Source organism: Cellvibrio sp. PSBB006 (assembly GCF_002162135.1).
Lineage (GTDB): Bacteria > Pseudomonadota > Gammaproteobacteria > Pseudomonadales > Cellvibrionaceae > Cellvibrio.
On sequence record NZ_CP021382.1, the window covers coordinates 3,469,517 to 3,482,540 of the forward strand.

Here is a 13,024-nt window from a genome sequence, read left to right on the forward strand (position 1 = left end):
ACTATTTATCCCAGATCCAGGTAGCCAGTGATTTACCGCCAGAATCAAGAGCGTAGGCGGCTCCAAATCCTGCTGCGACTCCTATCCCGATCATAACCACCCATCCCACTGGAGTCAGACCTAAACCTATAGTTGTCAATCCGGCAATTACAGCTTTCCCGGTAAACAACCCGGCAGCGCCACCAAAGCCAAACCCCGTTGCCTGTATCGCTGCCTCCCGCTGCCAATTCCCACCTTGCTGATAAGTGTTATGCACGTGATTAACCCGTATCCCGGCATCGAGCGCAACCATGCCTTTACCCGCATAGGAGATACCTTTTGCCAAGGTGGCAATTTGCGTCGCCTGTGCGTTGTTCGCCACGTTGATACCACGACCGCGACGTTGTGCAAGGGTGATACCTCGATCAGCGCCGGAGAGAGCGTTGCCGCGATTTTTGCCTAGGCTGTTGGGTGAGGCGAGTTTATTGAGTTCGGCATGGTACCTGGTTTGCAATTCATTGTACGCCAGCCGGGCTTTGCTTTTCAGATCCGCTCTGGTAGCGCTGGGACCACGGCCTACGCCTTTGTGCTTGTGTAGTGCCATTAACGCATTTTGATAGTTGATCAAGGCTTTTTGAAAGCCGGTCAGACGCACTTCGCTGGCGGTAGCGCCAGCGCCAAGGAGGCTACCGGTATTTTGCAGATTTAGAAAAGCCAGGTGCTTATCGTAAAACGCAGCCAATGTCGGGGTGAAGTCACCAAAGGTGTCGATGGTACACATCAAGTGATTGCGCGGTGCTTCGGGCAAGCTACTAAGTGTCAGCGTGATCATCCGGCTTTCGGGATGCGCGCCTTTATCGGCGAGGCAGTAAGGCATATTGGCTGTGAATTCATTGCAGGCTAATGCATTGTTGCGCGCGAGTCCCGCAGTAGTAGGCGTGTCTTTACCAAAGAGTTGCTGGGTGGAGAGGGTCTAGGAAGGAAAGAATATTTCAGGCATCGTGGTCCCTTACTGTGGCTGTGGATAAAACGTGGACCGGAATTTTGCGATAGCGAAATCTCCCCGTAAATCACAAGGTTATAACAAAAGATCACACAGTGACTTGTATCACAACAAGGCTAGCGTGCGGCAGGAATTGCCTGCGGGTTGCGAGCACCTGCCGCCTCAGTCTCTGCGCGAACTCACACCACGGGCGGATTCACCTTCGCAAAAGCCTCCTGACGCCGGTAAGCGAAATATGGATAGGCCGCTGTTTGCTCGCTCACCTGATCTAATCGCTTTATCTGTTCCTGCGTCAGTGCCCATCCCACCGCGCCCAGATTATCGCGCAGCTGTTCTTCATTGCGCGCACCCAGGACGACGGTGGCAACCGTCGGACGTTGAAGCAGCCAATTGATGGCAATTTGCGGAATGGTGCGGCCCGTCTCCGCCGCAATATCGTCCATCACCTCCACGAGGTCGTAAACAAGGTTGTCATCTACCGGCGGACCAAACTGCGCCGTCTGGTGCAGGCGGCTATTCGGTGGAATGGGTTGATCGCGGCGCACATTGCCGGTCAGTCTGCCCCAACCCAAGGGGCTCCACACGGCGGCGCCAATGCCTTGATCGAGCCCCAATGGCATCAGCTCCCATTCATAGTCGCGGCCGACCAGGGAGTAATAGGCTTGATTGGCGACGTAGCGGGGATAGCCGTAACGATCTGCTACCGCTAAAGATTTCATCAATTCCCACCCGGAAAAATTGGATGCGCCGATGTAGCGAATTTTTCCCGCACTGATGAGCGCATCCAGTGCAGAAAGTACTTCGTCTACCGGCGTGAAGCCATCAAAGGCGTGCAGGTAAAACAGATCGATGTAATCCGTATCCAATCGCTTTAATGACGCTTCGCATGCCTTGATAAGTCGCGCGCGGGATGAACCCCAGTCACCGGGTTTATCGCCCATCGGCAAGGTTGTTTTGGTCGAAATGATGAGTTGATCGCGCCGCCCTTTTACCGCTGCGCCCAGAATTTTTTCTGATTCACCGTCGGAATACACGTCGGCGGTATCGAACATATTGGCGCCGGCCTCCAGGCAAATATCAATCAATTTTTTGGCAGCCTCAACATCGGTATTGCCCCAGGCGCTGAAGAGCGGGCCTTTGCCACCAAAGGTACCCGCGCCGAAACTTAATGCCGGAACCTGTAAACCGGATTTACCCATGTATCGATATTCCATAAAAACTCCCGTGTTTCATCTTCGAATGCTGAATTGTGTTGGGCCGGATTATGGATCGTCTGAAGAGCGTGATATATAGTCAGCCGGGAAAATAACTTGTGAAATGAGGTCACGATGATCCGCTTGGAAAATCGTTCGGGAGAGATGGAAATATTCGTCGGCGTAGTAAACGCTGGCAGCTTTTCGGCAGCGGCGGCGCGCCTTCAAATGACGCCATCGGCGGTCAGTAAATTAATGAGTCGGCTTGAAACGCGTTTGGGCGCGCGGTTGATTAATCGCTCGACGCGCAAGTTACAGCTCACGGCGGAGGGCGCTGAGTTTTATCAACGTTGCCTGAACATTCTTTCCGATATTGAAGAGGCTGAGAGTTGTGTCAGTCACGCCGAGATGGCGGCGGGCAGAGTCAACGTGAATGTGAGCGTACCGGTGGGAATGCGCATCATTCTGCCCCTGGTGCCCGCGTTTTTAAAACAGTACCCACGGGTTTCGCTGAATCTGCAACTTACTGATGAAGTGGTTAATCTGCTGGATATCAATGCGGAAGTGGCCATCCGTAGCGGACGAATGAAAGATTCCCGTTTATCGGCGCGAAAACTGGGCGCTACACCCATGACCATCGTAGCGTCTCCACATTATCTCCAAACCTATGGCTTACCCAAAACGCCGCAGGATCTCGAAAATCACAATCGCCTCGGCCATCACTTTGCGCGCGAAATGAATGGTTGGCCCTTCACGGTTGATGGAAAAGAAATTGTCATTCCTATCAATGGCAATGCGCAAGTCAGTAACGGTGAAGCCTTGCGATTATTATGTGTGGAAGGACTGGGCATGGCGCGTCTCGCCAATTTTTTAATTGCAGACGACGTTGAAGCCGGGCGACTGGTGCCGGTATTGCAGGACTACAATCCGGGTGATCTGGAAGAAATTCACGCGGTATATATCAGCCAGGGAGGACCTTTGCCACATCGAATACGCGTTTTTATTGATTACCTTGCTGACAATATTGCGCTTTGAATACGGCGAAAACCTGGTCACCGGAAGCTAACCAAAAAAATCCAGCTGCTCGTCGCCGTGTTTTTTTGCGCGCGGCGGAATAACTTGCGGCTTGCGAAAGCGCGAGTCATCAAGCGTATGAAAACGGCTGTTGCGATCCAGCCCGAGGCGCGCGACGGTTTTACGAAAACGTTGACGAAATAAGTCGGCCCATAACCCTTCGCCGTGCATACGCGAACCGAATTCTGCATCGTAATCTTTTCCGCCGCGCATATCGCGAATGCGGTTCATCACACGCTCTGCCCGTTCCGGAAAATGGGTTTCCAGCCACTGTTGAAATAACGGGTTTACCTCCCAGGGCAAACGCAGCACGGTGTAACCGGCGCTGGTCGCACCGGCTTCATGGGCGGCGGCCAATACATGTTCCAATTCCTGCTCGGTCACAAACGGAATAATCGGCGCGACGCTGACGGAGACGGGAATACCCGCGTCGGCGAGTTTACGAATAGTTTGCAGGCGACGGGTGGGCGATGCCGCGCGCGGTTCCAGGGTGCGCGAAATATTGTGATCGAGTGTGGTGATGGTGACGGCAGCGACGGCTTGTTGCTTCTCCGCCATAGCGGCAATGATGTCGATATCCCGTTCAATCAGTGACGACTTGGTAATTAACCCCACCGGGTGCTCGCATTCGCGCAACACCTCCAGCACGTGTCGGGTAAGTTGAAAGTCTCGGTCACAGGGTTGATAGGCATCGGTGTTAACACCGAGCGCGATGCAGCTGGGTTGATAAGAAGGGCTCGCCAGTTCGCGCCGCAATAATTCGGCGGCGTTGACCTTCGCATACAAACGCGTTTCAAAGTCCAGGCCTGGCGATAAGCCCAAATAAGCATGGGTCGGCCGCGCAAAACAGTAGATGCAGCCGTGTTCGCAACCGCGATAGGGATTGAGCGAAACGCTAAAAGGTAAATCCGGGGAGCTGTTGCGGCTGAGGATGCTTTTGGCAAATTCTTTAGTGACAAAGGTTTTTACAGGTTGGCCGTTATCGTCTTCGTCGCGCCACCAGCCGTCATCCACCGCTTCGGTGGTTTGAATTTCATAACGGCCCGCCAGGTTGCTGACAGCACCGCGACCCTTCTGCGCTTTTAAGGGCGGTGCAACCCATTGATCCGCATCGGTAATGTCATCGTCGTGATTCATAACACCCACCACAATACTGTATTTTCGTACAGTATTGTGGTGAGGATTTAGAAGAATAGCAAGCGGAACGATAGATGGGTTCTATAACAGTATTAGGTGGTTCGGTAATTCATTCTTTTGATGCGTGGCCGGTACGTGTTGTTGCAGAATCGCACCGCAACCTTTGATGCAGTTGGTCAGGCCTTCATGGGTATTGCCTGCCTTGACCGCCGCGACAAAATCATCCACCAGTCCTTGCCATTGGGTTTGCGCCACCTGTTGGTTGATACCGCGATCCGCAATGATTTCCACATAGCGTTCCGCTTCAGAGACAAACAGCAAGACCCCGGTTTCGCCCCGGGTGTGATGCAGGTTGTTCTCCAGGAATTGCCGCCGTGCCATATTGGCCGCGCGCCCGTAACGCACGGATTTGGGAATCAAACGGATGCGCAACGCGGGAATGCGAAATAAACCGACCAATGCCAGAAAACTTAACCATTGCACCAGCACAACATCGGCGGTGGTTAACCAGAACGGCATAAACAGCACCGGTAAAGGTATTAACAGCGCGATAGCCGCCGCCCAGAGCACCGGGATGTAACGATAGTCATCACTCTGGCGCGCCACCACGGCGACAAACTCTGCGTCGGTATGTTGTTCAACGTCTGTAATAAGATCAGCCACGCTTTGTTGCTGATCCGGATTAATTATTGTCATCACCATCCTCCTGAAGCACCGCCGCCACCAAAACCGCCACCGCCTCCACCGAAGCCTCCGCCGCCGAAGCCGCCACCGCCACCAAAACCACCGAGGCCGCCATAATAGGCACCACGGCGTGAGCCGCCACCGGTGCCGCCGGAGATCATTGCCAATAAAAAGATCACGCCGATAATCACAAAGACCATAAACAACGGCAGGCGTTTTTTGCCGGTCGAGACCTCGCGCATCTCGTATTCATTACCCACGGCTGCAATGATGGCGTAGGTGCCTTCCTTGATGCCGTCATTAAATTGCGCCTGTTTAAATTTGGGCAGGATAATGCTGTGAATGATATTCGCGGATATCGCATCGGTTAAGGTGCCTTCCAATCCGTAACCCACTTCAATGCGCACGCGTCGCTCTTCCTGGGCGACCAGCAGAATCGCACCATTGTCTTTGTCTTTCTGACCAATTCCCCAGTGGCGTCCAAGCTGGTAACCGAAATCTTCAATGACCTGCCCCTGCAAATTGTTGAGTGTGACCACCACCACTTGATTGGTGGTGGCCTTCTCGTGAGCGGCGAGCACTTCAGTCAATTCGCGTTCGGTTTGTGCATCGAGCAGATCAGCGTTGTCCACCACGCGTCCGGTCAATTCAGGAAATTGAATCTGGGCAAATGCAATCTGGCAGACAAAGGTCAGCAGTAACGTAGTCGCCGCTAAACAGCGCATCAGAATTTAACCTCGGGTGCTTTGTCCGCGTCCTCGCTGGTGGCTTTATAGACATCGCGAATCTCAAGATCGGAATACAGGATTCCGTGCCAGATACGGCCGGGGAAGGTGCGGATTTCGGTGTTGTAACGCTCTACCGCCTGAATGTAATCGCGCCGCGCTACCGCAATGCGATTCTCTGTTCCTTCCAGTTGTGATTGCAATGCAAGAAAGTTCTGATTGGATTTCAAATCGGGGTAACGCTCAACAACCACCAGTAAACGTTGCAAGGCGCTGCCCAATTGCGCTTGTGCCTGCTCAAATTGTTGCAGCTTTTGCGGGTCATCGATCACGTTCTGATCCACCTGCATGGAGCCGACTTTCGCCCGTGCTTCCACCACGGCGGTCAGGGTTTCACGCTCCTGCGCCGCATAGCCTTTGACTGTTTCCACCAGATTCGGCACCAGATCCGCCCGGCGCTGATACTGGTTTTCTACCTGCGACCAGGTGGCTTTCACCTGCTCATCCATGGTCGGAATGTTGTTGATACCGCAGCCGACCAAGAGCGACAGCATGGCCGCGAGAATTACTGCTTTGCCTAAGGAAACCGGAAAAGAAGACATGACGAGATTTGCTCCTGCATAACCTGGGGAGAGGGAATGATGGGGACATCGGTAGCGATATTCAACCGGCGCGCCGGCGGACACTTTGTCAAACTGAAAATATTCCACTATATTCCCAGCGATAAAAATAACAGCCAGCCCGCGCATCTCACAGGGTGTCACGGGAAACAACAAAGCCAGTTAAAGGATAAAACGATGAATAAGTATGGAGTGATTTTTGGTGTAGTTATGTTCGCGGCGGGATTTTTTACCCACAATGCTGTTTCCCCTTCAACGGATACACAAGCCGCAATAGCGCCATCAACTGATAAACTGATCCCCGCTCATGTAGCACGTTCCGATAGTCCTGATCCTGAAACTCTTGCGTTGAAAAAACAGATTGCGCAGTTGGAAAATCAGATCGCTATGCTCACGCAACGCACGGAAATTCCTCCGGCCACACTGCCGACTGCTATGGAACGACAAGTAGATACTGATTCATCGCAGCCACAAGTGACCGGTGTTGAACAGGAAAAAGTGCAAGAACTGATGGCGATAAAGGCGAAGGAAAGAGCGCAGGCAATAAGTCGCTGGAACGCGGAAGCCAATAAAAAACCCGGTGGTGTGGCTGCGGTGATGGGTGAAAAATTCGGCCAGGAAAACGTGGACGATAACTGGGCTGCGTCACAGGAAACCAAACTCTATGACAAGTTTTCAATTGATGAGAAATTGGCTGAGCTCCCGGTGACCGAAACGCAATGCAAGACAACCTTATGCCGTGTGTCGATTGCGGCTTCTGATACGTTACCCGATTCCACAACGATAGCTCAGTTAGTTAGTGATACGGGTGCTAACGCAGGGTTCAGTTCATACATGACCATTCTGGAGCCGGAAGCAGGTCTGGTTCATATTTATTTCAACAAAGAGCCTTTGGGTTTTCAAAATATCACCATTGAATAGGTGGGGGGAGTGGCTATAATTCGGGGGATTATTCTAATAACGATCACTGCCTGACCTATGAAGACGCCCATCTTTAATATCCATGATCTGATTCTTGTACTGACCCTGGCGGTGTGTTTGTTGCTGGTGGTATTTCAGTGGTTGCTCTCCAAGCAAAAAGTAATCGGCATTTACCTGTTGTCCGGTTTTTTTGTGTGCGTGGGGCTGACGGCCTTATGCAATCTGTTGTTGTGGAATGATTACATCGTGCTTCATACGCCAGCTGCGAAAGCATTGCTGGCCCTGGGTTTGGCGGCGGCGGTAGTGGGCAAGAGTGTGTGCCTGTATTTGTATGTGATGGCGATTACACAGGAAAATTTTCGTCTGCGCCTCTGGCATGCGGCGCACTTGCTCAATCTGGTGGTGGTGATGGGATTTATTATTATCGGCAACCTGGACAGCGACCGCTTGCGTTTTCGGCCCGAAAGCTACACACCTTTCAGCAGTCAGCTAACAGATTATTTATGGGATTATCTGAAAATCCTGCCGGTGATTTATGCCTTTGCGGCGGTGTGGGTGATTCGTCAGTACAAGCAGCAATTAAAAGAATTTTATTCCAGTCTCAGTTTGCAGGGGCCTTATGGGTTGTTGTTGCTGACCTTGGGGTTTGCTATTAATTGGTTATGGTCCCTGATGGTGCATCTGCTGGGTGAAACGATTGATACCGGGGTGGCCGATAACTTTGGTATTTTTGATAATTATATAACCTTCTTGTTGGTAAACGCGCTGTTTGTTTACAGCCTGTTGTACGCACATCAATTGATTCAAACCAAAGGCAAGGTGAAAGAAAAAGACGCAGCCGTAACCGCCGAGCCCTCGGCGGATGTGATAGAACGGATTCGCCGGGTAATGGAAGATGAGCAGTTATACCTGAAACAGAATTTAAATATTGAAGAGTTTGCGCGGCATTTGGGCATTCATTACCGCGAAGTCTCGAATATCCTCAATCACTATTTCAATACAAATTTTTTTGAATTTGTGAATCGCTATCGGGTTGAGCGGGCCAAAAAAATATTGTCAGACCCGCAGCGCGCCGATACGACCATCTTTGATATCTTGCTGGAATCCGGCTTTAACAGTAAGTCATCGTTCAATCGTTTTTTTAAACGCTATGCCGGTATGTCGGCGGCTGATTTTCGCAAACAGGTTCACAGCTAATCCATCAACCTGTTTGCGCCACGCAAGGGTTAAGGTTTCATATAAGCCTTGCGAAATGACAATAACATCAGCAACAACAGGCTTATCCAATGCAGGGCACCGCCGCCGCCACTACCGCCGGTATTATCACGCTGGCTTACGCTTGAACTGGACGATGATGTACTGCTGGACGACACGCTGGCCTCGCTGGATGAGGTTGCGCTACTGGCCACACTTGAACTGACAGACGAACTGGACACCGCTTGCGAACTGACACTTGAGCTAGAGCTGCTGGCCGGTTCATCGGCTGGCGGTGTGCCTGTGAATCCGACAGCATCTTCATGTGTAAGCGCAAGAATCAAAATTCCATCCTGAACAATCACATTTTCCGGCAAAAAATCCACGCGATTGGTATCGAAACTCCAATTGGCTTTGTTCCAGCGCGTTGCATCAAAACTGTCGAAGTCATCGCGCCAGGCGGGTTCAAATTCGTCGGTTTCCGCATTGTAGGATTGGTACTCGATGTAATTTACAAATTGATACACCGGCAAAATTGAATCATCCCAGGGCCCGACCCATTCCGGAGATTCGCTGGACCAGATATTAAACCGCAAGCTCTGCGGGTTGGTTAGGCTCGTGACTGTGCTGGTGCCGTTGATACGGCGTACTTCTTCGCCATCCAGATACCAGGCTACATAATCCGGTGTCCATTCCAGCACATAGGTGTGATAGGCATCGGCGAGTGAAACGTCTGTACTGTGATCTTGTAATGAATGAATCGTAGGGCGCGAACTGCCCAAAATAATATTGCTTTGCCATTCGGTCGCATTATTTTTGCCGAAGACTTCAATATCAATTTCTTCCCAAAAAGTAGTGCCAACTTCAGAACCATTTTTGTAAGTAAAGAAGGTAGACAGGATGCCGCTGCCTTCAGCCACGCGCATGCGAATTTCATAGCGACCATAGAGCACGCTGTCGGTGGAAAAAATCTCCGCACCTTTATAGGGTTTGGCAAAAGTGGAGTTGGAAAACAAAACGCCCAATAAAACAAGAAACAGGTAAGGCTTCATATAGACTTCTCGGTAAAAAAGCGGGATGGCACCCGTGTGCAATCCCGCAAGGTCGTGTAATTAATTGTCGTGAATAATTAGAGGCGGGTTAATTTAATCCAGTCGATATTAAAACCGCCGCTGTTGGCGTATATCGCCAGATTCTGAACACCGCTATTCAGATAAATATTGTGGGCAATCACCTGGTACGTGCCCCAACTCCCGGTGTAAGGCACACTGATCGTGCCCAGACCAACACCGTCCCGATCCAGCGTAAATTGTGCGGTGGTGAGCGCTGATGCAACGCGATATTCAACACGATAGGTACCGCTCTGGGGAATATTGACGTTGGTGTATTTGAACCACTCACCGGCATCGATATAGCCCACCACACCACCGCTGGCGAGTACGCTGCCGCCCACTTCATTAAAATTTTCCGCTTCAATCACAATGGATGTGCTGCCACCGCCGTTGCCGTTTCCATTGCCGTTATCCGTTGGCGGGTTACCGTTGTAACCGGTTTGCCCTTCACGGGTGAGCGCCAGAACCAGAATGCCGTTTTTCACGACCACATTAGCCGGATCAAAATCGGCAAGGTTTTCACCAAAGGTCCAGTTGGCCTTGCCCCAGCGGTTGCTGTCAAAGCTGTTGAAGTCATCGCGCCAGCCCACACCGAAGCTGTTGGTCGCACCGATGAAAGGTTTGTATTCAATGTAGTCAACAAACTGGTACACCGGCAGGATGTTCGGATTCCAGGGGCCCACCCATTCCGGGATATTGGCAGCCCACAGGTTGAAGCGGAGGCTCTGGGGGCTGTTCAGGCTGGTGACGAACTGCCCGCCATTGATCCGCCGGATTTCGGCGCCATTCACGAACCAGGCGATGTAATTGGGCGTCCATTCCAGCACATAGGTGTGGTAGGCATCGCCGAGGGAAGCCGGCGCGGTATGCACACCTTCGGTCTTGGTGGTGGGCCGATTTGTGCCGATGATCACATTGCTCTGCCACTGGGTGGCGTTGTTCTTGCCGAAGATTTCGATATCAATCTCTTCCCAAAAGACACCGTTTTGCTCGGACCCGTTTTTATAAGTAAAAAACGTGGAGAGCACACCGCTGCCTTTGGCGGCACGCATCCGCATCTCATAGCGGCCGTAGTGGTAGCTTTGGTTGGAGTAGATTTCCGCACCCTTGTAGGGCTTCGCGGTGGCATGACCGGCCATGAAGATGGCGGAGCTGAGGAGCAGCAGGGCAGATAACGAGTAGAGTTTGCGCATAGAGTTTCACCTTTATGATTATTAGAGGACTCCGGGAGCGGACGATGTCCGCCCGGTCATAATCCCGAAATCGACTCAGGTGATCGCGCCATTTTGCGCAGTGAACCTAAACTGGTGCTTAATTGGCGCCCCCATTGGCGCGCTTGATGAAGTTATTGCGCTCAGCGAAGCACAAAGTCACGGATGGCTTTTAATGCATTGGGGTTGTCGAACAGGTTGTTATGGCCGACGCCGGGCAACTCCAGCAGCTCCTTGGGGCTATTGATAGCGGCATAGGTGGCGAGAGAATCCTTGGGCGGGATAACCACATCCGCATCGCCGACCAGCATCAACACCGGGCAGGTGAACTGTTCGGCATAAGTAATCAGCTCAAAGGGGTGTTGCAGCAGCCATGTCACCGGCAGGATCGGAAACATCCGCTTACCGTTCTGGATGGCACTTTTCAGGGGCGTCAGCAAGACCAGCTTATCGATCCGGCGCTGGGTAGCGAGATAACCCGCCACTGCCGAGCCCAAGCTGCGGCCGATCACCACCACCTGCGCGGTATCGAGATTGTGCCGTCGGCCCAGTTCATCATAGATGGCCTCGGCATCCGCATAGAGCGCAGCCTGGGACGGCGTACCCTCGCTGCGACCGTAACCCCGATAATTGAAAGCATAAGTATGACGGGCGCCCATTTTTTGCAGGATCGGTAAGAGACTGATGACATCTTCCGCATTGCCGCCGAAATAAAGAATGATGAGCGCGTTATCGGCCGCCGGGTCCTCCAGCTGCCAGCCGCTCAACAGCGCGTCCTCTCCCGCTAACGCAATATGTTGCCCCGCGTATTGCGCATAAGCCGCGTCTTCGGCGGTCGTGCGGGGAAAGATCAGGCGCGTTTGCCACAAAAATGCCAGGGCGCAGAGCAGGAGATAACACAGGATAATAAACAACAGGATAGTCAGCATGGGTCCGGTCTTCATGGTCGCTTCGTCTCGGGTCAGAGAGGGTGAATAACACGAATAGCAGGGTAAATCCACGAAGCAGGGCGATATTTACACAGCCACAACAGTATTTGATGAACCTGAACAACGCCTTACCGCGCATCTTCGTATAATGCGCAACGCAATTGCATTCAAACACAGAGCACAGAGCACGGAGAAAGCTTCATGGATTCACTTTCACAAGCCGCCTTGGGTTCCGCGGTGGGCTTAGCGGTCATGGGCCGCCGTACCGCATTATGGAAAGCGGCACTGATCGGCGCAGCCTTTGGCACCCTGCCCGATCTGGACGCCTTTATCGATCACGGCGATCCGATTCGCAATATGACCTTTCACCGCGCAGCGAGTCATTCGTTGTTTTACCTCACCATACTCTCGCCCGCACTAGCCTGGCTGGTCAGTAAACTGTCTCGAAAAGCTGAACATTTCAAGCACTGGCTGGCGGCGATCTGGCTGATCCTGATTACCCATGTGTTGCTGGATTTTATGACCATCTATGGGACGCAGATGGCTATCCCTTTTAGCAATTATCCGTTCGGCGTCGGCAGTATTTTTATTATCGATCCCTTGTACACCCTGCCGCTATTGTTCGGCATTATCGCGGCGCTGATTTTTTATCGCTCGTCAGGTATGCGTCGGAATGCGTTAGGGCTTTCGTTAAGCACGGTGTATCTCGCGTGGACGGTCCTCGCGCAGTGGTATGTGGAAAAAATAACTGACGATTACCTGACACAACACGATGTGACAGTCGAGCAGCGTCTGGTAACACCGACACCGTTTAATACCTTGTTGTGGCGAGTCGTGGTGATAACGCCGGAGGGTTACGCGGAAGGTTTTTATTCTCTACTGGATAAAACACCGCAATTAAATTTGAAACATTTTCCGCGCAACGAGGATTTGTTTGATGCGGTGCAAGGTAACTGGGGCGCGGAACGCATGGCCTGGTTCACACATGGCTTTTTCAAGATGAGCGAAGACGATGGCAAATTAATGATTACTGATCTGCGTATGGGGCAGGAACCCTTTTATAGCTTTACGTTTGTGGTTGCGGAGCGCGTTGGCGATGTGTGGCAAGCGGTTATCCCCGAACATATCAGTGAAAATCCTGATATTGAGCTGGCGCTGGGTTGGTTGGGGCGGCGAATCGGAGGCGATATTGTTGATCCGCCGTGGTTGGTGGAATGAGAGATGTCGGATTACGCTTGCGCT

The 13,024-nt window shown here is 52.1% G+C and carries 13 protein-coding genes and 1 pseudogene; 4 read left to right on the forward strand and 10 right to left on the reverse strand.

What is annotated here, in order from left to right:
• Position 1: 1 nt before the first annotated feature.
• Both CBR65_RS14265 and CBR65_RS14270 read right to left on the reverse strand, forming a co-directional pair.
• Positions 2 to 856, reverse strand: coding sequence for a hypothetical protein (locus tag CBR65_RS14265; RefSeq protein ID WP_087467481.1), 855 nt, complete (start codon positions 854 to 856; stop codon positions 2 to 4).
• Between the two features lie 305 nt (positions 857 to 1,161).
• Positions 1,162 to 2,196: an aldo/keto reductase gene (locus CBR65_RS14270; RefSeq protein WP_087467482.1), complete on the reverse strand. Its 1,035-nt coding sequence runs from the start codon at positions 2,194 to 2,196 to the stop codon at positions 1,162 to 1,164.
• A gap of 114 nt (positions 2,197 to 2,310) precedes the next feature.
• Here CBR65_RS14270 and CBR65_RS14275 point away from each other — a divergent pair, with 114 nt between their 5' ends.
• Positions 2,311 to 3,210 carry a LysR family transcriptional regulator gene (locus tag CBR65_RS14275; protein ID WP_087467483.1) on the forward strand — a complete coding sequence of 300 codons (900 nt, stop codon included), beginning with the start codon at positions 2,311 to 2,313 and terminating at the stop codon, positions 3,208 to 3,210.
• 27 nt (positions 3,211 to 3,237) lie between these two features.
• On the opposite strand, the gene CBR65_RS14280 is transcribed toward CBR65_RS14275, so the two are convergent.
• From CBR65_RS14280 to CBR65_RS14295, 4 genes are all read right to left on the reverse strand, one after another.
• Positions 3,238 to 4,386 (reverse strand): PA0069 family radical SAM protein, encoded by a 1,149-nt coding sequence (locus CBR65_RS14280; RefSeq protein WP_087467484.1) that lies wholly within the window; start codon positions 4,384 to 4,386, stop codon positions 3,238 to 3,240.
• Positions 4,387 to 4,467: 81 nt separating this feature from the next.
• Positions 4,468 to 5,082 carry a TPM domain-containing protein gene (locus CBR65_RS14285; protein WP_087467485.1) on the reverse strand — a complete coding sequence of 205 codons (615 nt, stop codon included), beginning with the start codon at positions 5,080 to 5,082 and terminating at the stop codon, positions 4,468 to 4,470.
• Positions 5,082 to 5,795, reverse strand: a complete 714-nt coding sequence (locus CBR65_RS14290; protein WP_087467486.1) for a YgcG family protein — start codon at positions 5,793 to 5,795, stop codon at positions 5,082 to 5,084. Before CBR65_RS14290 ends, CBR65_RS14285 begins: the two co-directional genes overlap by 1 nt.
• On the reverse strand, positions 5,795 to 6,397 hold the full coding sequence (locus CBR65_RS14295) for a LemA family protein (protein WP_087467487.1): 603 nt from the start codon (positions 6,395 to 6,397) through the stop codon (positions 5,795 to 5,797). The genes CBR65_RS14290 and CBR65_RS14295 overlap by 1 nt, the downstream gene beginning before the upstream one ends.
• A 195-nt stretch (positions 6,398 to 6,592) precedes the next feature.
• On the opposite strand from CBR65_RS14295, the gene CBR65_RS14300 reads away from it, so the two are divergent.
• Positions 6,593 to 7,336: a hypothetical protein gene (locus tag CBR65_RS14300; protein WP_157672083.1), complete on the forward strand. Its 744-nt coding sequence runs from the start codon at positions 6,593 to 6,595 to the stop codon at positions 7,334 to 7,336.
• Between the two features lie 57 nt (positions 7,337 to 7,393).
• Positions 7,394 to 8,533 (forward strand): AraC family transcriptional regulator, encoded by a 1,140-nt coding sequence (locus CBR65_RS14305; RefSeq protein ID WP_087467489.1) that lies wholly within the window; start codon positions 7,394 to 7,396, stop codon positions 8,531 to 8,533.
• Positions 8,534 to 8,562: 29 nt separating this feature from the next.
• On the opposite strand, the gene CBR65_RS14310 is transcribed toward CBR65_RS14305, so the two are convergent.
• From CBR65_RS14310 to CBR65_RS14320, 4 genes and pseudogenes are all read right to left on the reverse strand, one after another.
• Positions 8,563 to 9,582, reverse strand: coding sequence for a family 16 glycosylhydrolase (locus tag CBR65_RS14310; protein WP_087467490.1), 1,020 nt, complete (start codon positions 9,580 to 9,582; stop codon positions 8,563 to 8,565).
• A 77-nt stretch (positions 9,583 to 9,659) separates the two neighbouring features.
• Positions 9,660 to 10,133, reverse strand: coding sequence for a carbohydrate-binding protein (locus CBR65_RS22735; RefSeq protein ID WP_369825666.1), 474 nt, complete (start codon positions 10,131 to 10,133; stop codon positions 9,660 to 9,662).
• 216 nt (positions 10,134 to 10,349) lie between these two features.
• A pseudogene (locus tag CBR65_RS22740) lies at positions 10,350 to 10,835 on the reverse strand (family 16 glycosylhydrolase); the annotation flags it as partial.
• Positions 10,836 to 10,996: 161 nt separating this feature from the next.
• A complete protein-coding gene (locus CBR65_RS14320) occupies positions 10,997 to 11,797 on the reverse strand; it encodes an alpha/beta hydrolase (protein WP_087467492.1) in 801 nt (266 codons plus the stop codon).
• A gap of 186 nt (positions 11,798 to 11,983) precedes the next feature.
• Here CBR65_RS14320 and CBR65_RS14325 point away from each other — a divergent pair, with 186 nt between their 5' ends.
• Complete coding sequence (locus CBR65_RS14325; protein ID WP_087467493.1) at positions 11,984 to 13,000, forward strand: metal-dependent hydrolase; 1,017 nt, start codon at positions 11,984 to 11,986, stop codon at positions 12,998 to 13,000.
• Positions 13,001 to 13,024 lie beyond the last annotated feature (24 nt).